The sequence below is a fragment of the Candidatus Deianiraea vastatrix genome, from assembly GCF_007993655.1.
Lineage (GTDB): Bacteria > Pseudomonadota > Alphaproteobacteria > Rickettsiales > Deianiraeaceae > Deianiraea > Deianiraea vastatrix.
The window spans coordinates 76,958-99,849 of sequence record NZ_CP029077.1 but is presented as its reverse complement, the minus strand read 5'-3'; the positions used below and the strand labels follow the sequence as shown (position 1 = coordinate 99,849).

Annotated in this window: 19 protein-coding genes; 10 read left to right on the top strand and 9 right to left on the bottom strand. The window is 35.5% G+C overall.

Annotated elements, in window-relative coordinates; all coding sequences use genetic code 11:
* Positions 1–147 precede the first annotated feature (147 nt).
* The 5 genes from deia_RS00380 to sdhA all read left to right on the top strand — a co-directional run bounded on the left by deia_RS00380 (position 148) and on the right by sdhA (position 5,660).
* On the top strand, positions 148–699 hold the full coding sequence (locus tag deia_RS00380) for an ImmA/IrrE family metallo-endopeptidase (protein WP_146820201.1): 552 nt from the start codon (positions 148–150) through the stop codon (positions 697–699).
* Positions 696–1,001 carry a hypothetical protein gene (locus tag deia_RS00375; RefSeq protein ID WP_146820200.1) on the top strand — a complete coding sequence of 102 codons (306 nt, stop codon included), beginning with the start codon at positions 696–698 and terminating at the stop codon, positions 999–1,001. Before deia_RS00380 ends, deia_RS00375 begins: the two co-directional genes overlap by 4 nt.
* A 12-nt stretch (positions 1,002–1,013) precedes the next feature.
* Positions 1,014–2,108, top strand: a complete 1,095-nt coding sequence (gene ychF / locus deia_RS00370) for a redox-regulated ATPase YchF (protein WP_146820199.1) — start codon at positions 1,014–1,016, stop codon at positions 2,106–2,108.
* Between the two features lie 73 nt (positions 2,109–2,181).
* A complete protein-coding gene (yidC, locus tag deia_RS00365; RefSeq protein WP_146820198.1) occupies positions 2,182–3,813 on the top strand; it encodes a membrane protein insertase YidC in 1,632 nt (543 codons plus the stop codon).
* Positions 3,814–3,881: 68 nt separating this feature from the next.
* Positions 3,882–5,660, top strand: a complete 1,779-nt coding sequence (gene sdhA / locus deia_RS00360) for a succinate dehydrogenase flavoprotein subunit (RefSeq protein WP_146820197.1) — start codon at positions 3,882–3,884, stop codon at positions 5,658–5,660.
* Positions 5,661–5,783: 123 nt separating this feature from the next.
* Here sdhA and deia_RS00355 read toward each other — a convergent pair whose 3' ends face one another.
* The 6 genes from deia_RS00355 to sucC form a co-directional block, all read right to left on the bottom strand.
* Complete coding sequence (locus deia_RS00355; RefSeq protein WP_146820196.1) at positions 5,784–6,380, bottom strand: hypothetical protein; 597 nt, start codon at positions 6,378–6,380, stop codon at positions 5,784–5,786.
* A gap of 105 nt (positions 6,381–6,485) precedes the next feature.
* Entirely contained in the window at positions 6,486–7,151 is a 666-nt protein-coding gene (locus deia_RS00350; protein WP_146820195.1) for a phosphatidylserine decarboxylase, read from the bottom strand.
* 64 nt (positions 7,152–7,215) lie between these two features.
* Positions 7,216–8,385, bottom strand: coding sequence for a 2-oxoglutarate dehydrogenase complex dihydrolipoyllysine-residue succinyltransferase (gene odhB, locus deia_RS00345; RefSeq protein WP_146820194.1), 1,170 nt, complete (start codon positions 8,383–8,385; stop codon positions 7,216–7,218).
* Positions 8,386–8,664: 279 nt separating this feature from the next.
* Entirely contained in the window at positions 8,665–9,546 is an 882-nt protein-coding gene (gene sucD, locus deia_RS00340; protein ID WP_146820193.1) for a succinate--CoA ligase subunit alpha, read from the bottom strand.
* 4 nt (positions 9,547–9,550) lie between these two features.
* Complete coding sequence (locus deia_RS00335) at positions 9,551–10,096, bottom strand: phosphotransferase-like protein (RefSeq protein ID WP_161982751.1); 546 nt, start codon at positions 10,094–10,096, stop codon at positions 9,551–9,553.
* Positions 10,086–11,258: an ADP-forming succinate--CoA ligase subunit beta gene (gene sucC, locus deia_RS00330; protein WP_146820191.1), complete on the bottom strand. Its 1,173-nt coding sequence runs from the start codon at positions 11,256–11,258 to the stop codon at positions 10,086–10,088. The genes deia_RS00335 and sucC overlap by 11 nt, the downstream gene beginning before the upstream one ends.
* A 109-nt stretch (positions 11,259–11,367) precedes the next feature.
* Here sucC and deia_RS00325 point away from each other — a divergent pair, with 109 nt between their 5' ends.
* Positions 11,368–12,588, top strand: coding sequence for a 3-deoxy-D-manno-octulosonic acid transferase (locus deia_RS00325; RefSeq protein ID WP_146820190.1), 1,221 nt, complete (start codon positions 11,368–11,370; stop codon positions 12,586–12,588).
* On the opposite strand, the gene ilvB is transcribed toward deia_RS00325, so the two are convergent.
* Positions 12,589–14,280: a biosynthetic-type acetolactate synthase large subunit gene (ilvB, locus tag deia_RS00320; RefSeq protein ID WP_146820189.1), complete on the bottom strand. Its 1,692-nt coding sequence runs from the start codon at positions 14,278–14,280 to the stop codon at positions 12,589–12,591.
* A 171-nt stretch (positions 14,281–14,451) separates the two neighbouring features.
* On the opposite strand from ilvB, the gene deia_RS00315 reads away from it, so the two are divergent.
* Positions 14,452–15,939 carry an ABC-F family ATP-binding cassette domain-containing protein gene (locus tag deia_RS00315; protein WP_146820188.1) on the top strand — a complete coding sequence of 496 codons (1,488 nt, stop codon included), beginning with the start codon at positions 14,452–14,454 and terminating at the stop codon, positions 15,937–15,939.
* Positions 15,940–15,967: 28 nt separating this feature from the next.
* On the opposite strand, the gene deia_RS00310 is transcribed toward deia_RS00315, so the two are convergent.
* On the bottom strand, positions 15,968–16,954 hold the full coding sequence (locus deia_RS00310) for a PIN domain-containing protein (protein ID WP_146820187.1): 987 nt from the start codon (positions 16,952–16,954) through the stop codon (positions 15,968–15,970).
* Positions 16,955–17,136: 182 nt separating this feature from the next.
* On the opposite strand from deia_RS00310, the gene deia_RS00305 reads away from it, so the two are divergent.
* Positions 17,137–18,129 carry a ribonucleotide-diphosphate reductase subunit beta gene (locus deia_RS00305; RefSeq protein WP_146820186.1) on the top strand — a complete coding sequence of 331 codons (993 nt, stop codon included), beginning with the start codon at positions 17,137–17,139 and terminating at the stop codon, positions 18,127–18,129.
* 3 nt (positions 18,130–18,132) lie between these two features.
* A complete protein-coding gene (locus deia_RS00300; RefSeq protein ID WP_146820185.1) occupies positions 18,133–18,852 on the top strand; it encodes a phosphatase PAP2 family protein in 720 nt (239 codons plus the stop codon).
* Between the two features lie 223 nt (positions 18,853–19,075).
* Here the strand turns inward: deia_RS00300 and deia_RS00295 are convergent, their stop codons facing one another.
* Positions 19,076–21,220, bottom strand: a complete 2,145-nt coding sequence (locus deia_RS00295; protein WP_146820184.1) for an MORN repeat-containing protein — start codon at positions 21,218–21,220, stop codon at positions 19,076–19,078.
* A gap of 111 nt (positions 21,221–21,331) precedes the next feature.
* On the opposite strand from deia_RS00295, the gene deia_RS00290 reads away from it, so the two are divergent.
* The gene (locus deia_RS00290) at positions 21,332–22,885 is read left to right on the top strand and encodes a porin family protein (protein WP_146820183.1); all 1,554 of its coding nucleotides are present in this window, start codon (positions 21,332–21,334) and stop codon (positions 22,883–22,885) included.
* Positions 22,886–22,892 lie beyond the last annotated feature (7 nt).

Sequence of the window (22,892 nt, the reverse complement as noted above, 5' to 3'; positions counted from 1 at the left end):
AATTTGAAAACAATATAAAGCAGATTTTTTACTTTGCAAGTTTTTTCTTATTTGTAATTTAATTTTTAATTTTTGTTCTTGAAAAATAAAAAATTGCTTCCATAATGCAAACAAGATAGGTTTCACCTTGTTAATTTTGTTTTGTTTATGAGTAAGTATCATGTGAATGCAAGTACATCGAAAGATGATATTCATCATATATTTTGGACTTTACATGCAGAATACGTTAGTCTTGGCAAAATACCTATTCCAATTACAGAAATATGTGATAAAATGAACATTACAATAAATAGAGAACAACTTCAAGAGGAATATGACGGAAATATAAAGGTTGATAATGACAATTTTATCATCACAATTAATACTGTAAAACGGAGTGTGCAAAGGCAATTTTTTACTCTTGCACATGAAATTGGACATTTATTAAATGATAAAAACAAATTAGTTGAAGAAAAAATGATTTGCGACAGAAAAGATGATTATTCAAATATTGAAAAAACAAAAAGGGCTGAAATTATCAAAATGGAAAGACTTGCAAATATTCGTGCCGCGGAAATATTAATGCCAGAAGATGTATTTACAAAATATTTTATACACAAATCTTATAAATACACCAAGGAATCTATAGCAAAAATCTTTGGCGTTTCCGTTATGGCTGTTTCTGTGCGTGCAAATGAATTGGGTTTATCAATTTTATGAGAAATAATAAAGAGAATTTCTTTGAATTAATTGAGCGCGAATCGGTGGAAGCGGAAGAAATTGCCGATTTAAGGCACTATAGAACATTGCGAAATATATCTACTTATACAACTTTTGTAATAATTTCATTGTGGTTGATTTTTATTACAATTGTTGTCATTTTATCAGGATTAAGTATCTTGGAAATTGATAAAAATGTAATGATAACACTTCTTGCAACAACAACGGCGAATGTAATAGGTCTGCCGTGGGCGATTATTAAAGGTGTTTTTAAATATGAAAAAAATGATAAAAAAGAATAATTTGTTTTATTTATGCCCCTAAACTGTGGAATTGTAGGTCTGCCAAATGTTGGAAAGTCAACCTTGTTTAATGCGATTACAAATACAAGTAATGCCCAAGCCGCAAACTATCCTTTTTGCACAATTGAGCCAAATTCCGGCATTGTTCCAGTTGGCGACGAGAGGCTTGAAAAGCTTGCAAAAATCGCTGGATCTGAGAAAATTATCCCAAATACTATAGAGATAATCGACATTGCAGGGCTTGTAAAGGGCGCAAGCAAAGGCGAAGGTCTTGGTAATCAATTCCTTGGCAATATTCGCCAAGTTGACGCAATTTTGCATGTTGTTCGATGCTTTGAAGACGACGATATTATACACGTTGACGGAAATGTCGATCCACTGCGCGATATTGAGGTGATTGAAACCGAGCTTTTACTTGCAGACATCGCAGTTCTTGAAAAGCGCGCGGATAATTTGCAAAAAAAGATGAAAACTCAAAAAGATGCAGGATTAGAGCTTGAAATTGCAAAAAAGCTGATTAATGCTATGAATAATGGCACTATGGCAAGTAATGTGTCTCTTTCAAATGACGAAATACAAATTGCAAAAACATTTCAGTTAATTACGCAAAAACCTGTAATTTATATCATAAATACTGACGAAAAAGGCCTTAAAAACACCAATAAATACGCACAAAGCGTTATGGAATTTGCTAAAAAACGCAATATAAATACCGTAACAATTTGCGCAAAAGTTGAGGCAGAGCTTTCAGAATTTGAGGGAGAAGATAAAAAAACAATGCTTGCAGAACTAGGGCTTACGTCCAGCGGTCTTGAGAAAATCGCACGCTCTGCATTTGATATTCTTGATTTAATCACATTTTTTACAATCGGACCAAAAGAAGCTCATGCTTGGAGCATAAAACGCGGCGGTAGCGCGCCAAACGCCGCTGGCGTAATTCACACAGATTTTGAAAAAGGCTTTATAAAAGCTGAGGTAATATCATATAATGACTATGTAACCCTTGGCGGCGAAGCGGGTGCAAAGCAAGCTGGAAAATTTCGCCTAGAAGGCAAAGAATATCTAATCTGTGACGGAGATATTGTGCATTTTAAATTTAATGTTTAATATTTTCTACTTTTTATTAATTTCTGTTGACTTTAATTTAACCTTTGTATAAAAATAAAAAAAATTTATCAAAATGAATACACAGCTTGAGCAAATGCAGCAAATAAAAAGACTAGTTTTGGTATCGGCAATTTGCATGTTTATCCTGATGTTTTTTAGCGATAATGGCAAAAAACAAAATGTAAAAGATGTTAAAAAAACTACTACCAACGCTCAAACTGAGGAAAAAAATAACAAGGTTGTAAAATTTAAAAGCCGTGATGAAGCAATTCAGCAAAGAAATAGTGAAAAGCAAATAAAATTTGAAAATGAATCAATATCTGGGTCCATTTCACTAAAAGGACTAAAAATCGACGATCTAACGCTAAAAAATTACCTACAAGACGAAGATAAAACCAAAAATGTAAATATTTTATCACCAGTTTCTGCACCAAATTATTACTATATAGACTTCGGATGGACTGGCGAAAATGTTCCAAATAAAGATACAATATGGAATGTGCAAAAAAATGAAAATCAAATGATCTTTACAGCTAATATATCATCAAATATCTTTAAAGTTGTAATGCAAATGCAGGAAAAATATCTGTGGAAAATAGAAATGTCAAATTCACAAAAAAATAACAAATTAAATCCATACATCAGAATTCGTAGATCTATAAACGACCTAAAACAATCAGCAACAAACATACACGAAGGCATAATCTTGGTTAAAGATTCAATTTTAAAAGAGGAAAAATATAGCGATATAAATAACAGAATTTCCCTTGATACAACTTCAAAATCTTGGATTGGATTTGGCGATAAATACTGGTTCTCTGGCATTATATCAACAAATTCCTCACAAAAAACAATAAGCTATGGCACAATATCTGATTGTAAAAAATGCTATCAAATCGACATTATATCAGATGAAAACGGTGAAAAAGCAGAATTCATGATATACAGTGGCGCAAAAGAATTTGACGAAATTAAATCAAATGAAGAAAAGTACTCAATCCCACTTTTTGATAGAGTGATAGATTTTGGTTGGTTTTATTTCTTAACAAAGCCTATACTAATATTAATTAAATTCTTGTATAACCTAGTTGGCAATTTTGGTATTGCAATTATAATGCTAACGGTATTTATAAGAATACTTCTATTTCCTCTTGCTCATAAATCCTATAAATCCATGGCAAAATTGAAGGTCGTAACGCCAAAAATAAAAGAATTGAAAGAAAGATTTGGTAGCGATAAAAAGGCATTTAATATGGCAATTGTCAATCTTTACAAAGAAGAAAAAGTCAATCCTGCAGCTGGCTGCCTTCCAATGTTTTTACAAATTCCAGTATTTTTCGCCCTATATAAAGTTTTAATCGTTGCAATTGAAATGAGAGATGCACCTTTTGCCCTTTGGATAGTGGATTTATCAGAAAGAGATCCAACTTCAATATTTAATTTATTCGGACTTCTCGGTTTTCATGTACCGGCTTTCTTGCAAATTGGAATATTGCCAATATTTATGGGATTTACCCTATATTTACAACAGAAATTCAGCCCGCAACCCGCAGATCCAACCCAGGCTAGGATGATGAAAATACTGCCTCCGTTATTTACGATTTTATTTGCAAGCTTTCCGTCAGGTCTTGTTCTTTACTGGAGTATAAATAATCTAATTAGCATACTTCAGCAATGGATTGTTGCCAGAAATTCAAAATCATAGAAAGTTCTAAAATAAAACTTGATAAATAAAAAAAGGTTTTTAAAATACATTATATCTTAATTTGTGCAATGCAGAGTTATAAAATACAAGAACATGAATACGATGTTGTGGTAATTGGAGCTGGCGGCGCTGGACTGCGCGCCAGTCTTGGAATGGCATCAAAAGGAATAAAAACTGCCTGCATTAGTAAGGTATTTCCAACAAGAAGCCATACAGTTGCGGCGCAAGGTGGGATTTCGGCTGCACTTGGAAATATGAGCGATGACTCATGGCAATGGCATATGTACGATACGGTAAAAGGTTCGGACTGGCTTGGAGATCAAGACGCAATTGAATATATGTGCAAAAACGCAATTGACGCTGTAGTTGAGCTTGAGCATTTCGGGCTTCCATTTTCAAGGACTAAAGATGGCAAGATTTATCAACGCCCATTTGGCGGAATGACGAAAAATTTCGGCGAAGGCGGCCCTGCACAACGCACATGCGCCGCGGCAGACAGAACGGGACATGCCATGCTTCATACCCTTTATCAGCAATGTTTAAAGCACGATGTTGAGTTTTTCGTAGAGTATTTCTCAACAGATTTAATTCAAGGGAAAAATGGCGGATTTTCAGGCTGTCTTGCTCTCGATCTTGCAACTGGTGAATTACATTTATTTAAAGCTAAGATTATAGTTCTTGCAACTGGTGGCTATGGAAGGGCTTATTTTTCAGCAACATCGGCTCATACTTGCACTGGCGATGGGGGTGGAATGGTTGCGCGAAGCGGGCTTTGCCTTGAAGACATGGAGTTTGTTCAGTTCCATCCAACTGGAATTTATGGCTCTGGATGCTTGATTACCGAAGGAGTTCGTGGCGAAGGCGGATATTTAGTCAATTCAAACGGCGAAAGATTTATGGAGCGCTATGCACCAAGTGCCAAAGATTTAGCATCGAGAGATGTTGTCTCAAGGTCTATGACAATTGAGATTAATGAAGGTCGTGGCTGTGGAAAAGATAAGGATCATGTGCTTTTACGCCTTGATCACTTGGACGCAGATGTTATACATTCTCGTCTTCCTGGTATTGCGGAAAGCGCAAAAATTTTCGCAGGAGTTGATGTCACAAAAGAGCCAATTCCGGTGCTTCCAACCGTGCATTATAACATGGGGGGCATTCCAACTAATTACCACGGACAGGTGACAAATGAAAAATGCGAGATTGTAGCAGGCTTAATGGCAATTGGAGAGGCGGCATGTGTATCTGTTCACGGGGCAAATAGGCTTGGGTCAAATTCCCTGCTTGACTTGGTTGTTTTTGGAAGGGCGGCTGCAATTTGCGCAAGTGAAATTCTTGCAAAAGGCGAGCTTTCATCGGAAATTAACAAGAGTAGTCTTGAGCTTGCAATTGCAAGATTTGACAAGATCCGCCATAGCAATGGAGACATTACAACGGCGGAGCTTCGCTTGCAAATGCAAAAAACCATGCAGCAACACGCGGCTGTATTTCGTGATGAAAAAACACTTAGCGATGGCTGCGTTAAAATGCGTGATATATTCAAAAGTTTTGCAAACATAAAGACAACAGATAAAAGTTTAATTTGGAATAGCGATTTAATCGAGACTTTTGAGCTTTCAAATTTACTTTATCAGGCGTTAGCAACTATTAATGGGGCTCTGCTTCGAAAGGAATCACGCGGTGCGCATGCAAGGGAAGATTTCCCAGACAGGGACGATAAAAACTTCATGAAACACTCCATGATTAAAGTTGAGAGTAACGGCGAAGTTGATGTGAAATACAAAGATGTTCATTTATTTACGCTAACCGATGAGTGCGAGGTTATTGAGCCGAAAAAGCGGGTTTATTAAGCATCAAGCATGCTTGATTTATAATTTTTACACAATTTTAGGAAGCAGATTTTTTAATGATTTCCATAATTTATAAATTCTTGATTTTTTAGAGTAAAAAGATTTGTTTTATCAATTCCTCGTTTAATTATATAACAAATTCTGACCATTTCTAGATTGGAAATTTGCTTTCTGAAGTTGTTTTATCATTTTTTGCATTGTATCTTTTTGCGGATAAATTATTTGCCTTGGATTATGAATTTTTGGCTTTGGATTGCCGATTTTATATGGATTTAGTGTTTGCTTTGGTCTTGGATTTTGTTGAAGTTCACGCACAAGCTTATTGAGTTCCGAATTTTCTTTTTCTAATAATTGAATTTTCTTTCTGCGGTCTTCCAGGAAAATTCGTAGTAATTCACATTCTCTCTGCTGTATCGTGCGTTCTAGCTCTTGTTTGTTTGCTAAATATGAAAAATTTTCCATCATTGAAGTATGTCGTGTATTCCCTCCCTCGCTTTGTAACCGATCAAGTTCGTCTTGCTGCATTTTATTTACATCTTTAAGGTGAGAAAATTTTATAACAAGACCCTTATATTGTTTTTTCAAAGAATCATATTTACCAAATAAATTGTTATATTTACTGTTAAGATCTTCATATTCCTTACGATGTTGTTCGTCTAAAGCATTTATTTTTTCTGATAATACAGCTCTATCCAGACCACATGCTTGACATTGACCCATAAAAAAACTAAAAACAATTCATTCTAAGGCTATTTTCATAAAAAGCAAGGGGTTTTGTATATAAATTATGAATAAAATGCAATATTAAAATCAATTTTTTCAGAATTAAATTTTTGCAATAATGGTTTCGCCACCAACGGTAATTTGACCCTCTACAACATTTACAATATACTTAGTTGGCATGTAAATATCCATTCTAGACCCAAATCTAATAATACCATATCTATCACCAATATTATATTCCATGCCATCTTTTGCCTCAGATACAATACGACGGGCAATTAAACCAGCAATCTGTACGCAACCTATCTTGTCATTATTTTCCGTCTGTATAACTATAGCATTTCTTTCATTTTCAGCAGAAGATTTTTCAAGCTCTGCACTAATAAATTTACCAGGAATATAATTTGTCTCTATTATTTTTCCACCAACTGGAACGCGGCTTACATGTATGTCAAAAACACTTAAAAATATACTAACTTTTAGCATTTCTTGCCCAGCTAATGACTTTATTTCAGCAGGAGCCTCAACAATTGCAACCTTAGTAACTTTACCATCACCAGGTGCTAAAATAATTCCAGACTGCTTAGGAATCATCTTTTCTGGATCTCTAAAAAATCCTATACAGCACAAAGTAAGGAAAAATGAAATCGTACATAAAACCGAATTCATGAAAAATAAAATAACGGTAGCTATCGCAAACATTATTACGAAACGCTCACCTTCTTTATGAATGCTTATTACATAACTATCTCCAATTGGGAATCTCATGGTAAAATATCAAATATGATGTATTAGAACTAAATCAAAAATAAAATAAAAGTCAAGAAAAAAATTACAAATCCAAAACCAGCCTTCTTGGATCTTCAATTAATTCCTTTATACGAACTAAAAATGTTACAGCTTCCTTGCCATCAACAATTCTGTGATCGTAAGATAATGCAATATACATCATTGGGCGAATTACAATTTCGTCATTTACCACAACTGCACGCTTTACTATGTTATGAAGACCTAAAATGCCTGATTGCGGCGGATTAATTATTGGGGTTGAAAGAAGAGAGCCATAAACCCCACCATTTGATATAGTAAATGTTCCGCCTTGCATTTCGTCAACCGATAATTTTCCATCGCGAGCTTTTTTGCCGTATTCAACTATTTTAGATTCAATTTGCGCGTAAGACATTTTATCGCAGTCACGCACCACTGGAACAACAAGTCCATTTTCCGTTCCAACTGCAACACCAATATCGTAGAAATTCTTGAAAATTATATCAGCTCCATCAATTTCTGCGTTAATAGCTGGTATTTCACGAAGTGCGGCAACTGCAGCTTTTACAAAAAAAGACATAAAACCAAGCTTTGCACCATATTTTTTCTCAAATTTCTCCTTATATTGATTGCGCAATTCCATAACGGCAGACATATCAACCTCATTAAAAGTCGTCAGTATTGCAGCGGTATTTTGTGAATCTTTCAAACGCTTTGCAATAACTTGACGAAGTTTTGTCATCTTCACACGCTCAAAAGATTTGCTTGATGTAAAATCACTTTTAGCAGCTACCTCACAAGGTTTTGACGATGCAGATTGATTTATTACATAGCTTAGCACATCTTCCTTTAAGACCTGCCCTGCTCTACCTGTTCCGTTTATATCTTTTGCACTAACATTGTTTTCATGTATTGCTTTTTGCGCAGATGGAGACGGATTTCTATCGCTTGAAGCTACATTTTCTTTAGCAGAGTCTGACGCAGCAACACTTGCAACACCACTTGGATTTATAGCCCCAATAACATCGCCAGCATGCACAGTATCTCCTTCTTTAAAGGCATATCTCTCAATAACTCCATCAGATGCAGCACAAACCTCAAGCATAACTTTTTCAGTCTCTATTTCAACGATTAATTCATCTTTTTTCACAGCCTGACCAATTTTTTTATGAAATTTTGCAATTGTCGCCTCAGTTACAGACTCGCCAAGCGTTGGAGTTAATATATTAATCATATTTAAAATCAGTTCTTTAATATATCATAAAACTATTTTTACTATTTTCAAGAAAAAAATTATTTTTTACAAATAATACTTTTTCAAATTCTTAAATCGGCAAAATTAAACGCAACAAAGTAAACAAATTTACCAAAGCATCAAAAAAACATTCGCATCGCTTATTTCTAAAAGCAAAAGTAAAACGCTAATCTTTATCTTAGAATGTAAAAAGCCATAAAGACAAGACTTTAGCTTATTTTAATCAAAAAATAGCATCTTAAGATAGCTCAAAACAGACTATTTAGCCTTACTTATCGCATCAACTAAAGCCTGACCTATACGAGCCGGAGACTCAGAAACAATAATTCCCGCAGATTTCATCGCTTCCATTTTTGAGCCGGCATCGCCCTTACCGCCGGAAACTATAGCTCCGGCATGGCCCATTGTTCTGCCTTCTGGTGCTGTGCGGCCTGCGATAAATCCAGCCATTGGCTTTTTAATCTTCGATTTTTTGATAAATTCACACGCATTTTCCTCAGCCTCGCCGCCAATTTCACCTATCATTATTATAGCCTCAGTTTGCTCATCCGCAAGGAACATTTCGATGCAATCTGTAAAATTCGTGCCATTTAAAGGATCTCCACCTATTCCAATGCAAGTTGACTGTCCAAGACCGATATTTGTCGTTTGGAAAACCGCTTCATAAGTGAGGGTTCCAGAGCGAGAAACTATTCCAACTTTTCCAGGTTTATGAATGTGACCTGGCATAATACCGATTTTACATTCACCAGGAGTGATAATTCCAGGGCAATTTGGACCAATTAATCTAGATCTTGAATTTTTTAGTGCATTTTTAACCTTTAACATGTCGTGAACTGGAATTCCCTCAGTTATGCAGACTATAAGAGGAATTTCCGCGTCAATTGCTTCAAAAATCGCATCGGCAGCAAAAGGCGGCGGAACATAAATCACGCTGGCATTGCAATCCGTCTTCTTTTTTGCATCCAAAACCGTGTCAAAAACTGGCAAATCCAAGTGCGTAGATCCACCTTTTCCAGGGGTCACCCCGCCCACCATTTTTGTTCCATAAGCTATGGCCTGCTCACTATGAAAAGTTCCCTGCTGACCAGTGAAACCTTGACAAATTACCTTTGTATTTTTATTAACAAGAACCGACATATCATTAATTAAAACTTAAACTCACACCTATTTTAGCCAAAATCTGCTTTGCAATATCATTTGCCGACATTTTTATAGTATCAAAAACTTCACTATAAAGCGATTTACATAATTCAAAAACACCCTCATGCTCAATAATCGCTTTTTCATTTCTTCTTGGGTTGTCATTTTGCACCTTAAATCTTTTTAGCCTTTCAGTTAACGCACATTCAATTCCAGCAAATAAAACCTTTTGATTTTGAAAAAAATCAAGATGCTTTTTAGCAATTAAAACAGCATCATCGCCATTAAATATTGTGTCAATTACGACATTTTTTCCATTTTTTAGGAAAATATCTGCAGTTTGGAGCAATATATCATCACAAATTTGTCTTCCAATATGCCTTAGTGTTGATTTCTGATCTAGTATTGTAGATAGATAATTCTTAGCCTCATCAACTTGCAAATGCACAAATTTATCATCCGATAACTTGCAAATCTCTTTAGCAATGGTGCTTTTCCCGCTGCATGATGGACCGTTTAGAATCACAACCATAATATTAATTACCAACAGCGGAAACAATTTTTTGCGCAGCGTCATCTAAATCGTCTGCCGATATTACATTTAAGCCAGATTCATTAATGATTTTCTTTCCAAGCTCAACATTTGTTCCCTCAAGGCGAACAACTAGTGGAATTTTAATCCCAACCTCTTTAACGGCAGCCAAAATGCCATCTGCAATTATATCGCAACGCATAATTCCGCCAAAAATATTGACCAAAACGCCCTTTACATTTTCATCTGATAATATAATTTTAAACGCCTGAGTGACTTTTTCCTTATTCGCACCACCGCCAACATCAAGGAAATTTGCAGGCTCCTTGCCGTATAATTTAATAATATCCATAGTCGCCATCGCAAGACCAGCTCCATTTACCATGCACCCGATATTTCCATTCATTTTCACATAATTTAGGCCGTATTTTCCAGCTTCAGTTTCAAGCGGATCTTCCTCGTTTGGATCGCGAAGCTGTGCAATATCCGGATGTCTAAAAAGCGCATTTGCGTCAAATCCAAATTTTGCGTCAAGGCATATCAAAGAATCTTTTTCATCTGCAACTAATGGATTAATTTCAATCTGCATCGCATCTTTTTCGATTAAGATCTTATACAAACCTTCAACAATTTTGCCAAATTCCTTTAATTGAGTCGCTTTTAAGCCAATTCCAAAGCCAAGTTGACGCACGTGCATAGGCAAAAGTCCAGATTCTATGCCAACTTTTGCTTTAATTATTTTCTCAGGAGTTTTGTGGGCAACCTCTTCAATTTCAACCCCGCCCTCGCTTGATGCAATAAAGACTACTGCAGCACTTGCTCTATCCAAAACAGCCGATAAATAATATTCTTTTGCGATACTTGAGCCAGATTCTATATACAGTCTTTTGACAATTCTGCCTTCTTTTCCGGTCTGATGTGTTACCAAATTCATTCCAAGCATTCTTTGGGCTTCTTTTTTTACATCATCAATAGTTTTTACAACCTTGACACCGCCAGCTTTTCCCCGTCCACCAGCGTGAATTTGAGCCTTCACAACAAACACTGATGCTCCATCTTTTTGCAATTTTTCAGCCGAAGAAACAGCTTCATCAACGCTAAAAGCAGCGTAGCCAAAAGATGTTGGAACGTTATAACCGCGAAGAATTTCTTTCGCCTGATGCTCGTGTATATTCATAATATTTGTCATCAAAATGCCATCATTACTAGTTTATAAAAAATAATTTGCAAGTTTTTTCTTGAAAATAATTTTAAAACTTTTATCAAAGGTTAATTTTGGGTGAAAAATGTTAATTTATCAAATAATAACGCTAATTATAGTAATATTTTACCCATTAATACTCATCTTTCGCGCCTTTACCAAAAAAGAAAATTTACACTCAATTATAAACAGATTTGGGCTATTTTGTCCGATTTTTACTCGTAAAAATGTGATATATATTCATGCAGCAAGCGTTGGAGAGGCAAAAAGCGCTTTTAAGATGATAGAAACTTTAATTAAAGACGGATATTTTGTGAAAATCACCGTGATGACAAAAACAAGTTTTTCAATGCTGATGGGGGTTTTTGGCAAAAATAAAGCAATCCATATATCTTACATTCCATTTGATTTTGCACCATTTGTACTGATTTTTTTAGCAATTTTACGCCCAAAAATCGTCATTTTTATTGAATCTGAAATATGGGCAAATATGATATTTTTCTCAAGATTTTTTGCAAAAAAACGAGTATTTATGGTCAATTTACGCATGTCCGTCAAAAGTATTTCAAGGTGGCATGGTATAAAAAAGTTAATAAATTTCAATCCAATTGGATATTTTAAGCATATTTTCACAGCCGAAGAAAAAATAGTTGAAAACATTAAAATATTTAACAAAAATGTAGACTTTATCGGCAATATTAAGGCAGATTATGTTCCAATTTACAACCCTAAAATCGATATTAAAAAATACATTCAAAATGAAGTTCTGTTGATTTCAAGCAGCCATGAAGGTGAAGAGGAAATTGCGCTAAAAGCTATACTGGATCTAGGTTTTCAGGTAATAATAGCACCACGTAGACCACATAGAGCAATTGATGTATTAAATATAGTCAAAAACTACGATAAAAAGCCTATTTTGCTCACAAATTTTCTAAAAAATCCCCATGAAATCACAAAAGACGACATATTAATAGTCAATGAAATAGGCTGCATGGCACATTTTTACGATATTGCAAAATTAGTTTTTGTTTGCGGAAGTTTTGTGCCAAATATTGGCGGACATAATCCACTTGAGTCAATTTTCCATAAAAAACCAGTAATTATCGGTAAATTTCATGAAAATTGCAAAGAAAATGTCAATAATTTAAGTGGAAAATGCCTTGAAGTCTCAGATAATGAAAATATCACAAAAATAACGCAAAATATCATTCAAAATTACAATAAATATATACAAAATATTGAAAAATTCGTATCTAGTCAGCAGTGCGTAAGCGAAAATATTATTAATAAAATAATGAAATATTAACTATCCAAGCAGCATCTCACTATGCCCTGCCCCAGGTGGAATCATCGGATATACATTTTCGTCTCTTTTAGTTCGAACAACAAGCAAAAATGCACCATTATGACTCATCATTTCGCAAATTCCCGCGTCTACTTCAGATGGTTTATCAACGAATTTTGCGCAAATTCCAAAAGATGCACAAAGTGCGATAAAATCTGGGCAAATTGGAGTAAAATCCACTTCCGTGTGTCGATTTGAGTAAAATTCATCCTGCCATTGACGCACCATTCCAAGAAAATTGTTGTTCAGCATTACGATTTTCACCGGCAAATTGTATCTCTTAATAGTTGCAAGCTCCTGCATATTCATCATGAAAGAACCCTCACCAGTAATGCAAATTACAGCGTTTTCAGGCTTTGCAAACTGCGCCCCAATTGCCGCAGGAAGACCAAAGCCCATAGTTCCAAGGCCTGCCGATGTAATAAAGTGCTTTGGCATTGAGGTTTTTAAATATTGCGCCGCCCACATTTGATGCTGTCCGACATCGGTTGTAAAATATGGATTTTTCTCTTTTGTAAGCTCATAAACCCTTGAAAGCGCATATTGCGGCAGGATTTCTGCGTCATTTTTCTGATCAAAACCAAAACAATTTCGCCCTCTCCAGTTTTCAATTTCAGCCCACCAAGGCTCAAGATTTTGCATAGTTTTGCCATCTAGCATTTTCAAGATTTTACTAATTGCAATACCGCAATCCCCGCGAATTGCAGCGTCAACTTTAACATTTTTGTTAAACTCAGATGGGTCGATATCTATATGAATTTTCTTTGAATTAGGTGAAAATTTCGCAAGATTTCCTGTCACTCTATCGTCAAAACGAACCCCTATTGCAATTAGCAAATCTGCATTATTCATCGCCATATTTGCCTCATAACTGCCATGCATTCCAAGCATTTGTAAATTTTGTTTATCACTTCCTGCAAAAACACCAAGCCCCATAAGGGTTGTTGTCACTGGAAAGCCTGTTTTATGAGCAAGTTTTGTCACATTTTCAGACACCTCATCACAGCTTGCCGAAATCCCGCCGCCAAGGTAAAAAATCGGCTTTTTTGCAGCTAAAATCATGTCAATTGCGGGCATTAATTCCTCTTGGCTAATATCAGTTTTTACAAAATAAGAATCGCGAATTTTATAGTCTACATCGGCATAATCGCTATAAATTGCGGCGTGCACATCCTTTGGAATGTCGACCACAACAGGGCCTTTTCGTCCAGTGGATGCTATATTTATCGCTTCGCTTACAATTTTTGCAACATCTTCAACCTTTTTAACCAAGTAATTATGTTTAGTTATCGGCTTTGTTATGCCAATTACGTCAGCTTCTTGAAAGGCATCAGAGCCAATAACATAAGTTGGAACCTGCGAAGTTATTATCAAAATTGGCGTTGAATCAAGCATAGCATCGGCAATTCCGGTAACGCCATTTGTTGCGCCGGGGCCAGATGTCAAAAAAACAACTCCAAGGCGACCTGTTGCACGAGAAAACCCTTGTGCAGCATGCATTGCAGCCTGTTCATGACATGTTAAAACATGCTTTATATCGCTTTGCTGATGAATTTCGTCATAAAGAGTCAAATTCGCCCCGCCAGGATAGCCAAAAACAGTCTCTACACCGTGCTTTTTTAGTATTTTTAACAAAATTTTGGCACCATTCATATTTATGAGGTATTTTTAGAAATAAAAACCAAGGAAATTAATTGTCAAGCATAAATGCACATAATAAAATATTCCAAAATAATAGATAAAATCTAGAAACAAAATATAACGAAGTTTTGCTTGCATTTTATTTATTTAGCTTAACATTTAAAAAAACTACATTTACTGAGTATGATAAATATCCGTGAACTTTCTATAGAATTCAATGGCAGATGTATTTTCGAAGATGTTAATTTCTCGATTAACCCTGGTGAAAAAATCGGTCTAATAGGGCGAAATGGAACAGGAAAAACAACATTTTTAAAGCTACTACTTAAAAAACTTGAGCCAAGTTCTGGTAAAATTGAAATTCCAGACTACTATAGAGTGGGTTACCTTGAGCAGCACTTTGATTTTACCCATCCAACCGCGGCTGAGGAGGTTTATAGCGTTCTTCCACCAGAGCGTGAATCTGAGGCTTGGAAAGGCGACATGATACTTATGGGGCTTGGGTTTTCTGGTGAGCAAATGTTTCAAGATCCAAAAGAATTGTCAGGCGGTTATCAAGTTAAGGTAAATCTTGCCAAAATGCTTCTTATGGAATCTGAACTTTTAATATTGGATGAACCAACAAACTACCTTGATATTTACTCAATTCGCTGGCTTGCGGACTTTCTTAAAAAATGGGAGGGCGAATTAATATTAATTACACACGATAGAAATTTTATGGACAAGGTAATTACGCATACTCTCATTATTCACCGTAATAATTTTAGAAAAATTCAAGGAAAACCGCAGAAAATTAAAGAGCAAATTAAACAAGAAGAGGAAATATATGAAAAAACACGCCTTGCCGAGGAAAAAGAAAGGAAAGAGCTTGAAGACTGGATACGAAGATTTGGCGCAACAGCAAGTAAGGCAAGTCAAGTGCAATCAAGAATAAAAATGCTTGAGAAAAAAGAAGTTCGTAAAAAACTTGACAATATTCAAGATCTTGACTTTAAATTCAGCTTTACGCCATATGACACAAAAGACGATGTTATACAAGTAAAAAACCTAACATTTGGCTTTGAAGAAAGTAAGGATTTAATAACCAATCTTAGCTTTGAAGTTAAAAAAGGTGATAAAATATGCATAATCGGGCGAAATGGACAGGGTAAATCAACTCTTTTACAGCTAATTGGTGGAATTTTAACACCAAAAGAAGGTGAAATTTCGATAAACGAGAAGGCTAAATATGGATACTTCGGGCAGACAAATGTTGAGCGCCTAAATCCAGATCTTGCAATATGGGAAGAACTTCAAGAGTCAAGCCCTGAGTCAGACTACGGAACAGTTCGCAGAATTTGTGCATATATGCTATTTCCAGGGCAACTTGCTGAGAAGAAAATCGGTGTGCTTTCAGGTGGTGAAAAAAGCCGTGTTATGCTTGGAAAAATCCTGCTAAATAAAGTAAATTTACTAATGCTGGATGAGCCAACAAACCACTTTGACATGGAATCTTCTGAAGCCCTGCTTGATGCAATTAAGGAATTTGAAGGCGCAGTTTTAATGGTCACCCACGATGAGGAATATCTCTTTGAAGTTGCAAACAAGCTTATTGTCTTTGACGGCGGCAAAACCTTCCTTTTCCACGGCGGATACAAGGAATTCTTGAAGGAGATTGGGTGGAAGGAGTAGTTAGGGGGTTTGGTTTGCTTTTAAATTTTTAATACTCCTTACATTCCAAAATATTGAAGTTGTCAATTTCCATATCTTCGTAGTTTTTACTACATTTAAAATCTGCCGTTACTTTTGTTTCACAATACCGATAAAACTCGTGTGGCAAAGGAACTTTGTAATAAAAATCATCCCATACTTCAACATCTTGTAGCCAAAAAAAACTCACATGAGCTTCAAAGAAAATCTTGCCTGTTATTAAATTATTTTCATGTTTAATATTGTCTATTGTAATAATATTAATTAATTCTGTTGATCCGTCAAGTTCGTAAGCGTCAGGTGAAAGATAAGCATTGCATTCTATTTCAGCTTTAATAATTTCCTCCACAGAAAACAAATGATTCAACAAAGCATGTTCTAAGTCCTTATCTTTCTTCAAATGCGCATCAAATCTTTGGTTAATAGCTTTAAAATCTGGCAATCCACGTATAAAAGAAATATTAAATTCATTTTCTCCAATACCTTCAAAATCTCCATCTTTTGATACAAACCAAACATCGTATTCATTTTTATTTAACTCAGCCCATTTTTTAACATATATTAGATTTAAAACATCTTTCCATGAGTTTGTCTTCTTATGAAATGGCGGTTGTTTTTTATACTCCCTTTCACAGCCAAATTTTATATCATCTGGACTCAATTGAATATCTATTGATTTGCAATGCTGAATATATTTTTCAATTGTTTCTTTGTAATAATCTCTATATTTATGAATATTTTTGGTAATTTCATCATCGTCCTCCTTATCAAAAGAAATATAATCTGAAAATATTTTTGCCGTTTCCTCAAATGAAATTAAATTATTTATTTTATCTTCAATTTCTGATTTAAAAATTTGAGTTTTTAGAAATATAACATTTTCATTTCGTAATATGTAATCATAAATTTGATGCATCATCTTTGGTATTGGTAAATATTTTTCACCTTGACGCTTGCAAAAATAATTCGTATCTATAAATATAGCTAATTTTTTCATATCTAATTCTCAAAATCACAAACAGCGTATAGATATATATAATCACAAAACCCAACTTTTCAACCCCGAAAATAAAAATTCATAATACACTAAATGGCAAAATACGCAAAATACTTGTAACTAAAAAAGTGTTGCAATTTATTTTCTGTGTATTAAAAAATCCTGACAATTATATTATTTTTATGTCGCTGCTAAAAGAAAGAAAGAATTTTAAACCATTTGACTATCCTTGGGCTTTTGATGCCTGGAAAATGCAGCAACAAACGCATTGGCTGCCAGAAGAGGTGCCTATGTCAGACGATATTCGTGACTGGAAAAACAGGCTTACTCTTGCAGAAAAAAATCTCTGCACCCAGATATTTAAGCTATTTACCCAGATGGATATTGAGGTAAATGACTGCTATATGCAAAGATATGCCAATATTTTCCAGCCAGTTGAAGTAAAAATGATGCTTGCGGCGTTTTCAAATATGGAAACTATACATGTTGTTGCCTATTCTCACCTTGTTGAAACCCTTGGAATGCCTGACGATATATATATCGAATTTCTAAAATACAAAGAAATGAAAGATAAATGCGACTATTTACACCAAATTAAACACGACAGCATAGAGGGAATAGCAATTACACTTGCAACTTTTGGCGCATTTACAGAAGGAATGCAGCTTTTTGCCTCTTTTGTAATACTGCTTAATTTCACAAGATTTGGAAAAATGAAGGGCATGGGTCAAATTATTACTTGGTCAGTTCGAGATGAAACCCTGCATTGCCTAAGTATAATCAGGCTTTTCCATGAATTTATAAACGAAAATCCACAGATTGATTTAAAAAAATTACACAAAAAAATACAGAAAATAGCACAAGAAATGGTTATAAATGAAGATAAATTCGTAGATCTTGCATTTGAAATTGACGGCGCCGTTGAGGGTTTGTCTGCTGCGGAAGTTAAAGAATATATCAGATATATCGCAGATAGAAGGCTTATACAGCTTGGAATTGAGCCTGTTTTTGGTGTTAAGAAAAATCCAATAGGGTATTGGCTTGACCCAATTTTAAACGGGGTTGAGCACGCTAATTTCTTTGAGGTTCGCTCTACTGAGTATTCAAAATCTGCAACAACGGGAACTTGGGAAGATGCCTTTAAAATTCATGAAAGAACCCTTTTTGATTCGTAAAATATGCTAAAATTTCTAAAAATCCGCAATAGATTCGATAAAATATCCCTGCTTTTTGCGCTCATAACCCTCTCGTTTGTTGCAATTTTCAAGCTTTTTCCAGAAAAATTTGGAATAGACTGGACAAAAAGTAAAAAACAGATACACAAAAATATCGATCTTTTACACGATGAAAACGGCAGATTGCTTACCAAGCACGAGGGCAAAATAAAGTACTTTAAAATGCTTGGAAAGACTGACGAGCAAATCAAAGCCGATGAGATAGCAACGTATTACCTGCGTGGCGCATGGGTTTTTCCACAATTTATGCCACAATTTTTCAATGTTTCCGCAGTTGGAGGCTTGTATAACGTCTCTCTTGCCTCAACCTATGTCATAACGCATGCACTAAAGGTCGCGGTACATAAAAAACGCCCGGATGGTGGAAATTACAAGTCCTTTCCGTCTGGCCATACCTCTGGAACTGTTGTTCTTGGGGGATTTTTGCACAGATTTCATGGAATAAAAATCGGCGCACCATTTTATCTTTTAGGAATTGCAACAGGAGCTAGCCGAATTTACGCTGACAGACACGATATTTATGATGTTACAGCCGGCGCTATAGTTGGATTTTTCTGCGGGTATTACATAAACTCAATTTTAATTGCAATTGTAAATCGCATATTACCAAAAAGCAAAAGATTGCAGAGGTTGCATCGATATCTATTTGAACCATTGAAATAAAATCTCAATAGATTTAAGTAACATTGACTTTCAAAATGCAAAAGCTTGAGCTATTTGTCAGATTTTTCTGCGGATATTATGTCAGTTCGATATACATAACACCGCAGTAAAGAAGGCTACAGAGAATACATACTATCTTTTTGATAATTTACGATAAATATTGCAAATTACCTCGTCTAGATTACTGTCTCCCCGTAACATCTTGGTTGTTTTATTAAATTTGTTAAACAGCTTTAATATTATTATTACCTAGATTCCTCTCTTCTTGCTGCTTCACAAAACTACCTACTGGTGCTACTTGGCTCACTTCCCGTTTTTGTATGCAAGGACTTTGATATGGTGTAGCGCCACTTACCGGTGCAACTGGATTCTTATTATGGGAATCTTTGTCGATAACTTTGCTTTTATGAGACAAATCATCATCTTGTGCTAAGCTAATCTCATTAGCAACGTCTACCTGAACAGCTTCATCTCCACTGCAGCAAGAAAAGAAGTTTTTAATTCCAGACCAAACCTTTTTGCACCAACCCCAAATTCCACCTTGCTCCTGTTCTGGAGTACCAGACTGTTGAACACTGCCAGATACTTCTTCGTTAACTTCTTGGATTGCATTAATTTCTTCTCTTTTTGTGTAAATAATTTCATTTTCAACATACAACTCTTTACTGGTAATCTTGCCATTGTTGCATTGAACTTCATAAGTAGTTTCCTTTTCAAAATATCGACCACTACCATGCATTACAATATTGCCATTATCGTCCACTTTCACATCACCATCATAATAACACTCACCTTTGTCATTAAATAACTTGCCATGTGAAGGTTCACCAGATGCATTAAAATTTCCCTCATAGATTTTATATTGCCCCTCGGGATTGCTGTTACTTTGCTTTAATTCTTCTTTATAACCATATATAATTCCATAAGATCTTATACCATTGCTCCAAGTTCCTTCGTATATAAGTCGTTCACATTTATCATAAAGTTCACCTTGGCCGTGTATTTCATCATCTTTCCATTCTCCTTCATATATGACTTGACTATTTTGATCATAAAGCCTACCGTAGCCATGTCGGTTCATATTACCATTAAACTCTCCACTATACACCAAAATTCCGTTTACATAATATTCACCATTACCTTTCGGCTCACCATTTTCAAAATCCCCTTTGTAACATCCTCCATCAGGATAATACAATATACCTTGGCCGTGCATTGTGTCATTTTCAAAATCCCCTTCGTAACGTTTTTCTCCTTGATCATAATATATACCACGTCCATGTCGGTTCATATCACCATTAAACTCTCCATCATACACCAAAATTTCTTTTCCATCTTTTTTTACATAATATTGACCATTACCTTTCGGCTCACCATTTTCAAAATTCCCTTCGTAACGTCCTCCATTAGGATAACAATAATAACCTTTGCCGTGCCTTTTGCCATTTGCAAAATCCCCTTGATAAAATGAATAATCATCTGCATATAACAATGTACCTTTGCCTTCTTGCTTGCCATTTACCCAATGACCATCATAGTAAGATCCATTAGGAAAATAAAGCTTGCCTTTGCCATGCATTGTGTCATTTTCAAAATTCCCTTCGTAAGTTTTTATTAGCACATCTTTATCATTTTCCTTTTTATACCAAAACATCTTACCTTTGCCATTTATTATCTTCTTTCCTTCACTCATCGCACCTTGGTACTCTACTTTCCATCGATTATCATCACGAATAGTGACAACATTTCTATTTTGCTGTAATATAACTTGTTGTTGATTTTGTACTTGTTGTTGATTTGAAGACTGTAGATCTTGCTGACTACCTTGTACTTGTTGGATATTTGGTAAAGGCTGTTGTTGATTTAAAGACTGTGTAACTTGCTGATTACCTTGTCCTTGTTGTCTTTGCTGGGAAACAGGATTGGCTTGAGTATTGGTATTACCTCCTTGTTCAGGTAATCCTGCTTGTTGATAAATATTTTGTCGTTCTGACTCATTCTTTTGCCGCTGATATTCAGCAGCTAAAGTTGCAAATTTTTTATAACTTGTTTTATCATATGATTGTCCTTGGGCAGATTTGGATGTATATTTTTTATTATCATCAATTTCCGACAATTGATTAATATCGGTAATTTTTCCATCTTTCAATTCTACTTTCAAAGCAAATGGTATGGGACTAGCCTTGTGTGTATAAAAAAAGCCAGTTGCAATATCTCCATTTAGTTTTCCACCAAATTGAACATTTTTTTCTTCATCATCATGTTTAAAAACAATGTTTATCGTGCCATCTTCTTGTATTTTTACATCTGTAAATTTTAGTGTTTTTTGCCCATCAAGACTAAGGAATGGTTTAGTATTTTGCTGCATAAATAAAAAAATAATTTTACTATTATACCACAAATTTTATATAATGTCAAGTAAAAAAAACTTGCATTTTAATTTCTTGTAAATATTTTTTCAAAAATCATTGCAATATAAGTGAAAATAGCTCTTTTTATCCTGACATTTCTACTCTATCAAAGCCTTGCTCTTGCAAAGGATGAAGAGGTAAAAGACAAGGTATTTTTATCACTTGGCGGCTATGTTGACTCAAATTTTGCAAATACATCTCAAAGCGAGGCTTACTCAAGATCTGTAATGCCAAACTACAATTCCACTCTCGATTCAGTAAATAGGCAAAACTCAACAACAAGCCTACAAACCAGAACGCATTCAAGAATAGACTTAAGCGGCGGGGTAAATCTTGCAAATGGAACAAAAATCGGTGCAACTGTAGTCATGAACTCACTAATTACCCAAAGCGATGACGACAAGGGTAGCTATGCAAATCAAAACTTTGTATTCCTTGAAACAGACTATGGCCGCACGGAACTTGGTGTTTCTCCGTCAGCTTCTTCAAGAATGAGAGTGGACGCAGTTTCAATTGCTCGCGCCACAGGTGGTATTGGCGGTGATTGGTGGAGATTTGTCGGCATGCCAACTTTTAACACAAGCGGGCTTACAACAGCTGCTGCAAATGAGCTTTCAGCAGGCTATATGCCAATGTTTATCTTTGCTCCAATGCTTCCAAATGAAGCAGGTTTTACAACAGGTGCCTCGTCTTCAATGTTTATTTACCAAGGTCAAAATCAGACAAATCCACAAATGACAAATGGAAAATACGATGTAATGTATTATAATCGCCAGCAACCAAGATATGGATATGGCCTGCAAAACGGAATAAACTATTTCACGCCTCGCTATAATGGCATTCAATTCGGGCTTTCATTCGCGCCAGATACAGGAAATGCAGGCGGTGTGGCCCAAAGCAATTCATCATTCCTCAGAAACGGCGCAGGAAATCAAGTTGGCATAGGCGGAAGAACAACATCTGCATCAGGGGATGTAAGAAATTACATAAGCATGGGGCTAAACTACAAAGAGCAATTTGACAACCTTGGCGTTGCAATTGGTGCAACTTATGAGACAGGAAAAGCAGAAGATATATACAATCCATACGGCATAAACGGCGGCTGCGGCGGCTTTGGCGGGTCTTGCGTAAATGGATATAACGGAAGACGCAATCTTTCAGCTTGGTCAATTGGATCAAAACTTCTATACGGTGGATTTTCGCTTGCCGGATCATACGGTTCATGGGGTAACAGCTTGCAGCCAAATGCAAACTTTACAAAAGACTCAAGCGGAAATTATCTATATCCATGGCTAGTTCCGTTTAACAGCGATGGCTCTGTAAGATCTGACTATCAAAAATCAGGATTTTATAACTATGGCGTAGCATACGGCTTTGGACCAATCAACTTTAGCATAACTCAAATTCACACAAACTATGTCGGCAATAAAATGGATGCAACTTCGTTTGGAACAGATTTTAAAGTCGGCACTGGAAAATTTAAAGGCTTTATTCCATATATAGAATATACAATATTTAAAATGCAAGGCGCACCTGTCTATCTTCAAAGCATGGGTCAAACATTCACGCCAATTGAAAATAAGGGCTCAGTACTACTCACCGGTGTTCGCGTAATATTTTAATTTTATC

Coding starts and splice junctions, on each gene's coding strand:
- deia_RS00380 (WP_146820201.1), top strand. CDS start 148: ATGAGTAAGTATCATGTGAATGCAAGTACATCGAAAGATGATATTCAT.
- deia_RS00375 (WP_146820200.1), top strand. CDS start 696: ATGAGAAATAATAAAGAGAATTTCTTTGAATTAATTGAGCGCGAATCG.
- ychF (WP_146820199.1), top strand. CDS start 1,014: ATGCCCCTAAACTGTGGAATTGTAGGTCTGCCAAATGTTGGAAAGTCA.
- yidC (WP_146820198.1), top strand. CDS start 2,182: ATGAATACACAGCTTGAGCAAATGCAGCAAATAAAAAGACTAGTTTTG.
- sdhA (WP_146820197.1), top strand. CDS start 3,882: ATGCAGAGTTATAAAATACAAGAACATGAATACGATGTTGTGGTAATT.
- deia_RS00355 (WP_146820196.1), bottom strand. CDS start 6,380: ATGGGTCAATGTCAAGCATGTGGTCTGGATAGAGCTGTATTATCAGAA.
- deia_RS00350 (WP_146820195.1), bottom strand. CDS start 7,151: ATGAGATTCCCAATTGGAGATAGTTATGTAATAAGCATTCATAAAGAA.
- odhB (WP_146820194.1), bottom strand. CDS start 8,385: ATGATTAATATATTAACTCCAACGCTTGGCGAGTCTGTAACTGAGGCG.
- sucD (WP_146820193.1), bottom strand. CDS start 9,546: ATGTCGGTTCTTGTTAATAAAAATACAAAGGTAATTTGTCAAGGTTTC.
- sucC (WP_146820191.1), bottom strand. CDS start 11,258: ATGAATATACACGAGCATCAGGCGAAAGAAATTCTTCGCGGTTATAAC.
- deia_RS00325 (WP_146820190.1), top strand. CDS start 11,368: ATGTTAATTTATCAAATAATAACGCTAATTATAGTAATATTTTACCCA.
- ilvB (WP_146820189.1), bottom strand. CDS start 14,280: ATGAATGGTGCCAAAATTTTGTTAAAAATACTAAAAAAGCACGGTGTA.
- deia_RS00315 (WP_146820188.1), top strand. CDS start 14,452: ATGATAAATATCCGTGAACTTTCTATAGAATTCAATGGCAGATGTATT.
- deia_RS00310 (WP_146820187.1), bottom strand. CDS start 16,954: ATGAAAAAATTAGCTATATTTATAGATACGAATTATTTTTGCAAGCGT.
- deia_RS00305 (WP_146820186.1), top strand. CDS start 17,137: ATGTCGCTGCTAAAAGAAAGAAAGAATTTTAAACCATTTGACTATCCT.
- deia_RS00300 (WP_146820185.1), top strand. CDS start 18,133: ATGCTAAAATTTCTAAAAATCCGCAATAGATTCGATAAAATATCCCTG.
- deia_RS00295 (WP_146820184.1), bottom strand. CDS start 21,220: ATGCAGCAAAATACTAAACCATTCCTTAGTCTTGATGGGCAAAAAACA.